The sequence below is a fragment of the Cellulosimicrobium sp. I38E genome (assembly GCF_001647255.1).
GTDB lineage: Bacteria > Actinomycetota > Actinomycetes > Actinomycetales > Cellulomonadaceae > Cellulosimicrobium > Cellulosimicrobium cellulans_E.
Map to the genome: position 1 here is coordinate 1 of NZ_LUAZ01000085.1, position 5,931 is coordinate 5,931.

General features: G+C 75.8%; 8 protein-coding genes. 7 read left to right on the forward strand and 1 reads right to left on the reverse strand.

Annotation, left to right across the window (positions count from 1 at the left end):
- Window positions 1–242 (reverse strand): DUF3866 family protein (locus tag A0J59_RS20140; protein WP_156533210.1); only part of this gene is annotated, 242 nt, incomplete at its 3' end.
- Between the two features lie 35 nt (window positions 243–277).
- On the opposite strand from A0J59_RS20140, the gene A0J59_RS20145 reads away from it, so the two are divergent.
- From A0J59_RS20145 to A0J59_RS20175, 7 genes are all read left to right on the forward strand, one after another.
- A complete protein-coding gene (locus A0J59_RS20145) occupies window positions 278–1,372 on the forward strand; it encodes a YafY family protein (RefSeq protein ID WP_082141286.1) in 1,095 nt (364 codons plus the stop codon).
- Entirely contained in the window at window positions 1,365–2,366 is a 1,002-nt protein-coding gene (locus A0J59_RS20150) for a YafY family protein (RefSeq protein ID WP_053370846.1), read from the forward strand. The genes A0J59_RS20145 and A0J59_RS20150 overlap by 8 nt, the downstream gene beginning before the upstream one ends.
- Before the next feature lie 10 nt (window positions 2,367–2,376).
- On the forward strand, window positions 2,377–2,703 hold the full coding sequence (locus A0J59_RS20155; RefSeq protein WP_047233370.1) for a hypothetical protein: 327 nt from the start codon (window positions 2,377–2,379) through the stop codon (window positions 2,701–2,703).
- A 57-nt stretch (window positions 2,704–2,760) separates the two neighbouring features.
- Complete coding sequence (tatA, locus tag A0J59_RS20160) at window positions 2,761–3,027, forward strand: Sec-independent protein translocase subunit TatA (protein ID WP_053370847.1); 267 nt, start codon at window positions 2,761–2,763, stop codon at window positions 3,025–3,027.
- A 36-nt stretch (window positions 3,028–3,063) separates the two neighbouring features.
- A complete protein-coding gene (tatC, locus tag A0J59_RS20165; protein WP_053370848.1) occupies window positions 3,064–3,807 on the forward strand; it encodes a twin-arginine translocase subunit TatC in 744 nt (247 codons plus the stop codon).
- A 43-nt stretch (window positions 3,808–3,850) separates the two neighbouring features.
- Window positions 3,851–4,963, forward strand: a complete 1,113-nt coding sequence (locus A0J59_RS20170) for a diacylglycerol kinase family protein (protein ID WP_064317263.1) — start codon at window positions 3,851–3,853, stop codon at window positions 4,961–4,963.
- Window positions 4,964–5,061: 98 nt separating this feature from the next.
- Window positions 5,062–5,931, forward strand: an 870-nt coding sequence (locus tag A0J59_RS20175) for a DEAD/DEAH box helicase (RefSeq protein WP_156533211.1), incomplete at its 3' end; no start/stop codon positions are given.

Below are 5,931 nucleotides of genomic sequence, written 5' to 3' on the forward strand. Positions count from 1 at the left end.
GGCCCGACGACGAGGGCGTACCCGCCGGTGCCGAGGCCGCGCGCGAGGGCGGAGACGTTGAGGAGCACGTGGTCGCCGGGGTCGGGGGCGCCGACGAGCTGGGTGTAGGCGAGGGCGCGCACGGTGGCGTCGGGGTCGTCGTCCCGCCCGGGGAGGGGGTCGTGGAGCCGCACGTGCAGCTCCTGGGCGCCGGTCCAGGCCTTCGCGTGCGACACCACGGTCGCGGTCCGCCACGTGATCACGCGGCACACCCTATCGACCGACTAGCGTGGTGCCGATGTCCGAGCCCACGCCCCCCTCCGTCGCGCCCGATCCCGCGCCCTCGTCGTCGGGGTCGTCGCCGACGAATCCGGCGGCGCGTCTGCTGAACCTGGTGATCGCGCTGGTGAACACGAACGCGTCGATGACGAAGCAGCAGATCCGCACCAGCGTGGCGGGGTACGGCGACGCGCCCTCGCCGGACGCGTTCGAACGCATGTTCGAGCGCGACAAGGACACGCTGCGCGACCTGGGGATCCCGATCGTCACGGTGGACGCGGGCGGGCACGCGGACGAGGTGGGGTACCGGATCGACCAGGACGCGTACGCGCTGCCCGCGGTGGACCTGACGCCGGCGGAGCTGGGGGTGCTGGCGCTGGCGACGCAGTTCTGGCAGGACAAGACGCTGCGGACGGACATCTCGCGGGCGCTGACGAAGCTGCGCGCGGCGGGCGCGGGGGAGACCGCGATGGACGTCGTGGCGGGCCTGGCGCCGCAGGTGCGGCCGGTGGGCGACGCGTACGCGACGCTTATGGACGCGATCTCGGCGCGGCGCGTGGTGTCGTTCACGTACCGGGCGGCGAGCACGGGGGAGGTGCGGGCGCGGCGCGCGCAGCCGTGGCGGATCGCGGCGCGGCGCGGCGGCTGGTACCTGGTCGGGTTCGACCTGGACCGCGGGGCGCCGCGGTCCTACCGGCTGAGCCGGGTCGAGGGCCGGGTGCGGGCGACGGGCCCGCGCGACGCGTTCGAGGTGCCGGTCGACGTGGACGTGGACGCGGCGCTGGGCACGCGCGACGCGGGCGGGGTCGCGCGCCTGGCGGTCGTGCCGGAGCGGGCGGGCGCGTTGCGGGCGCGCGGCACGGTCGTGGGGTCGGTGCCGGACGCGCGGGCGGGCGACGGCGCGGGCCGGGACGTGCTGGAGGTGGCGTACGACGTGCGGTACGCGCTGGCGGACGAGGTCGTCGGGTACGGGGACGCGGTGCTGGTGCTCGGGCCGCCGGACCTGCGCGCGGCGGTCGTGCGGCGGCTGCGGGACGCGGCGGCGCTGGGCTCCGCGCAGGACGCCGGCGCGGGCACGGGCGAGGGGACGACGGAGGTGACGGGGCGTGGCTGAGCGCGCGGACGACCGGCTGGTGCGCCTGCTGGGCATCGTCGCGTACCTGGACGGGGCGGGCCCGGTGCCGGTGGGGGAGCTCGCCCGGCACTTCGGCGTCAGCGAGCGCCAGGTCCTGGACGACGTCGACGCCCTGTGGGTGTCCGGCACGCCCGGCTACTGGCCGGACGACCTCATCGACTTCGACGCCGACTCGATCGAGCGCGGCGTCGTGCGGCTCACCGAGGCGCGCGGCATGACCCGGCCCCTGCGGCTCGGCACGCGCGAGGCGGTCGCGCTCATCGCGGCGCTGCGCGCGATGCGGGAGACCGCGGCGGTGCAGGCCGACCCGGAGCGCGCGGGAGTCGTCGAGTCGGTGCTGCGCAAGCTCACCGACGCGACCGGTGAGGCGGCGGCGGCGCTCGACGTGCAGCTCGCCCCCGAGGGCGACCCGCGCGTGGTCGCCGCGATCACGAGCGCGCTCGTCGCGGGACACCGGCTGCGCATCCGGTACGTGACGGCCGCCGACGAGGAGTCCGAGCGCGAGGTCGACCCTGTGTCCCTGCACACGCAGGACGAGCACGCCTACCTGCTCGCGTGGTGCCACCGCGCGCAGGGTCGACGCACGTTCCGCGTCGACCGCATCCTCGCCGCCACCGAGCTGGACCAGCCCGTCGAGGGGCACGACGTCGACCCCGACGTCGACTTCACCCCCACCGGCGACGCCCCGCTCGCGACGATCACGTTCGCCAGCCCCGCGCGCGCCGTCGCCGAGCAGGTCCCCGTCGAGTCCGTGCGCAACCTGCCCGACGGCGCGTTCGAGGTGCGCCTGCGCGTCACCAACCCGGTGTGGCTGCGCCAGCTCCTCACCGAGCGGGCGCGGCACGTGCTCGCCGTCGAACCCGCGTCGGTCGCGCGCGACGTGCGCGACGCCGCGAGCGCCGCCCTGTCCGCGTACGCGCACCTGCCGGGCGAGCCCGACGGCGGGGCGGGCGACGAGCGGACCGCTGGCTAGGGTGGGCGGCATGTGGTTCTGGGTCTGGACGCTGCTCGTCGTGGGCACGCTCGTCGGCGCGTTCTTCCTCGCGCGACGCCTGTGGCGGTCCGTGAAGGGTCTGGGGCGCGAGCTGTCGCGCGCCTCGCAGGTCGCGGCGGACCTGAGCGCGCGGGCGGACGAGCTGTCGCGCGCCCTGGAGGAGGCGCAGCCCTCGACCGCGCCGACGCTGTTCGACGACCCCGTCGTGCTCCAGGAGCGCGTGGACCTGCTGCGCGCCGAGCGCGCGGAGCGGCGCGTGCTGCGGCGGCGGCGCGACGAGCAGGTCTGGTCCCGCTGGCGCCGGTTCAACGCGTAGGGTTCACCGCGTAGACTCGCTCGCGTAGCGCCGTTCGCCTCGAGGAGGAGTTAGCCCATGGGCATGCTCAAGCCCTGGCACATCATCGTGCTGGTCGTCGTCATCCTGCTCCTGTTCGGCGCGCGCCGGCTCCCGGACCTGGCCAAGAGCGTCGGCCAGTCGCTGAAGATCTTCAAGAGCGAGGTCAAGGACCTGCGCGAGGACGACAACCCCCCGCCTGCGGCGGGTGGCCCGGGCACGACGACCCCGTCGACCGGTACCTCCGCGCCGACCGTGACCGGAGGGACCACGTCGCCCGAACCGGGCGACACCTCGAAGGGATAGTCGGTGTCACGTACCTCCCGTGACCCCGAGGGGCGGATGCCGCTCCGAGAGCACCTCCTGGAGCTGCGCAAGCGTCTCTTCCTCGCCGCGTGCGGCCTCGTGGTCGGCGCGATCGTCGGATGGTTCCTCTACGAGCCGCTGCTCGAGGCGCTGCAGGCGCCGCTGCTCAAGGCGGCGGAGGAGCAGGGCAAGGTCATCAGCCTGAACTTCTCGGGCCTGGCCTCCGCGCTCGACATGAAGGTCAAGGTCTCGCTCTTCCTCGGCGTCATCGTCACGTGCCCGTGGTGGCTGTACCAGCTGTGGGCGTTCATCACCCCGGGTCTGACGACCCGGGAGAAGCGGTACGCGTTCGCGTTCCTCGGCGGGTCCGTCCCGCTGTTCCTCGGCGGCGCGTACCTCGCGTGGTGGGTCCTGCCCCACGCGGTCGACATCCTCGCCGGGTTCGTGCCCGACGGCGCGACCAACCTTGCCGACGCGCAGGGCTACCTGAGCTTCGTCATGCGCCTCGTGCTGGCGTTCGGTCTCGCGTTCGTGCTGCCCGTGGTGCTCGTCGCGCTCAACGCCGCCGGCCTCCTGCGCGCGTCCGCGATGGCCAAGGGCTGGCGCTGGGCGGTGCTCGTCGCGTTCGTGTTCGCGGCCGTCATGACCCCGACGCCCGACGCGCTGACGATGATCTTCGTGGCGCTGCCCATCTGCGGGCTCTACTTCGCCGCGCTCGGCATCAGCTACCTCCACGACCGGCGCGTCGACAAGCGCGACGCCGCACGGCTGGCTCTGTGAGCGCCACGCCCCGGCCGCGCCCCGCCGGGCGCGGGGGGCGCGCATGAGCACGGTCGCGCTCGTCGTCAACCCGACGGCGGGGCGCGGCCGCGGTCGCACCGCGGGGGCGCGCACCGCCGAGGCGCTGCGCGCGGCGGGGCACGACGTCGTCGACCTCAGCGCCCCGAGCCTTCCCCTCGCCCAGGAGTCGGCCGACGCCGCCGTGCGCGGCCCGAGCGGCGACGGCGCGGGAGCCCGACCCGGGGTGGACGCCCTCGTCGTCGTCGGCGGGGACGGCATGGTGCACCTCGGCGTCAACGCGACCGCCGGGACCGGCGTCCCGCTCGGCATCGTCGCGGTCGGGACGGGCAACGACTTCGCGCACGGCCTCGGGCTGCCCACGACCCGCACCGACCGGTGCGTGGACGCCGTCCTCACCGCTCTCGGCACCGCCGCGAGCGCCGGGTCCTCGGCGAGCGCGCTGCCGTCCGTGCGCGCGGTCGACGCCGCCCGCGTCACGGGCGAGCACCTGGTGGCGCCCCGCTGGTACGCGGGCGTGCTGTCCGCGGGGATCGACGCGGCCGTCAACGCCCACGCGAACGCGGCCACGTGGCCGCGCGGGCGGTCGCGGTACGCGCGCTCGGCCCTCACGGAGATCACGCGGTACCGCCCGTACGGGTACCGGGTCACGCTGCGCGGCGTGCCCGCGGGCGACGAGCTGCCCGACCTGCTCGCCGGCGCGCCCCTCCTGCTCGACGGCGCCGCCCTCGGGACGAGCGCGGACGCCCCCGGCGCGCAGGGCGGGCGGACCGTGGTGTGGGAGTCGCCGGGCGCGCTCGTGTCGGTCGCGAACGGGCCGCGCATCGGCGGCGGCATCCGGATCGCGCCGGGCGCGGCGCTCGACGACGGCCTGCTCGACGTCGTGGTCGCGGGCCCGTTCGGGCGCTGGGGCGCGACGCGCATCTTCCCCGGCATGTACGCGGGGCGGCACCTGGCGAACCCCGGGGTCGGGACCCTGCGTGCGACGTCGGTGACGGTCGCGGCGACCGAGGCGGGCGCGACCCCGCCGCACGCGTTCGCCGACGGGGAGCACCTGGGTCCCCTGCCGCTACGGGTCGACGTGGTCCCCGGCGCGTTGCACGTCCTGGACGACACGGCCGGCCACGCCGCCCCCTGACCCTCCGCCGACGGCGCGCCGGTCGCCTCCCGACGGCCCGCCGCGCCGCACCTCGTGCGCCGACCGGCGAGGTCGGCGCCGGACCGTAGGCTGGCACCATGACGGCCGCTGAATCGCCCGCCGCCCGTTACGCCGCGTCCCGGGCCCGCCAGGCGGCGTCCCGCACCCGGCTCGCGGAGTTCCGGCAGGTCCTCGACTTTCCGCTCGACGACTTCCAGGAGCGCGCGTGCGAGGCGCTCGAGGAGGGGCGCGGCGTCCTCGTGGCGGCCCCCACGGGTGCCGGAAAGACGGTCGTGGGCGAGTTCGCGGTCCACCTCGCCCTCGCCGGCGGGCGCAAGGCGTTCTACACCACCCCGATCAAGGCGCTGTCCAACCAGAAGTACGGCGACCTCGTGCGCCGCTACGGCGCGGACTCGGTGGGCCTGCTCACCGGCGACACGACGATCAACGGGGAGGCGCCCGTCGTCGTCATGACGACCGAGGTGCTGCGCAACATGCTGTACGCGGGCTCGCGCACGCTGGAGGGCCTCGCGTTCGTCGTCATGGACGAGGTGCACTACCTCGCCGACCGGTTCCGCGGGCCGGTGTGGGAGGAGGTCATCATCCACCTGCCCGACGACGTCCAGCTCGTATCCCTGTCCGCGACGGTGTCCAACGCGGAGGAGTTCGGCGACTGGCTCGAGATGGTGCGCGGCGACACGACCGTCGTCGTCAGCGAGCGCCGACCCGTGCCGCTGTGGCAGCACGTGCTCGTCGCGTCGGCGAACCCGGCGACCGGGGTCGCGCCCGCGGGCGGCGGCCGGGCGCTCGGCGCGGACCTGCTCGACCTGTACGCGGGGCACGTGGACCCCACGGACCCGGGCGTGAACCCGCCCATCAACCCGGACCTGCTGGCCGCGTTCCGCGCGGCCCCGCGCACGGGCGCGTCGGGTCCGGGCGGGCGGCGCGGCGCGGGCGACCGCGGGTAC

What these genes read in the sequence shown, in the direction of transcription:
- A0J59_RS20145 (WP_082141286.1), top strand. Translation starts at nt 278, where the DNA reads ATGTCCGAGCCCACGCCCCCCTCCGTCGCGCCCGATCCCGCGCCCTCG.
- A0J59_RS20155 (WP_047233370.1), top strand. Translation starts at nt 2,377, where the DNA reads ATGTGGTTCTGGGTCTGGACGCTGCTCGTCGTGGGCACGCTCGTCGGC.
- tatA (WP_053370847.1), top strand. Translation starts at nt 2,761, where the DNA reads ATGGGCATGCTCAAGCCCTGGCACATCATCGTGCTGGTCGTCGTCATC.
- tatC (WP_053370848.1), top strand. Translation starts at nt 3,064, where the DNA reads ATGCCGCTCCGAGAGCACCTCCTGGAGCTGCGCAAGCGTCTCTTCCTC.
- A0J59_RS20170 (WP_064317263.1), top strand. Translation starts at nt 3,851, where the DNA reads ATGAGCACGGTCGCGCTCGTCGTCAACCCGACGGCGGGGCGCGGCCGC.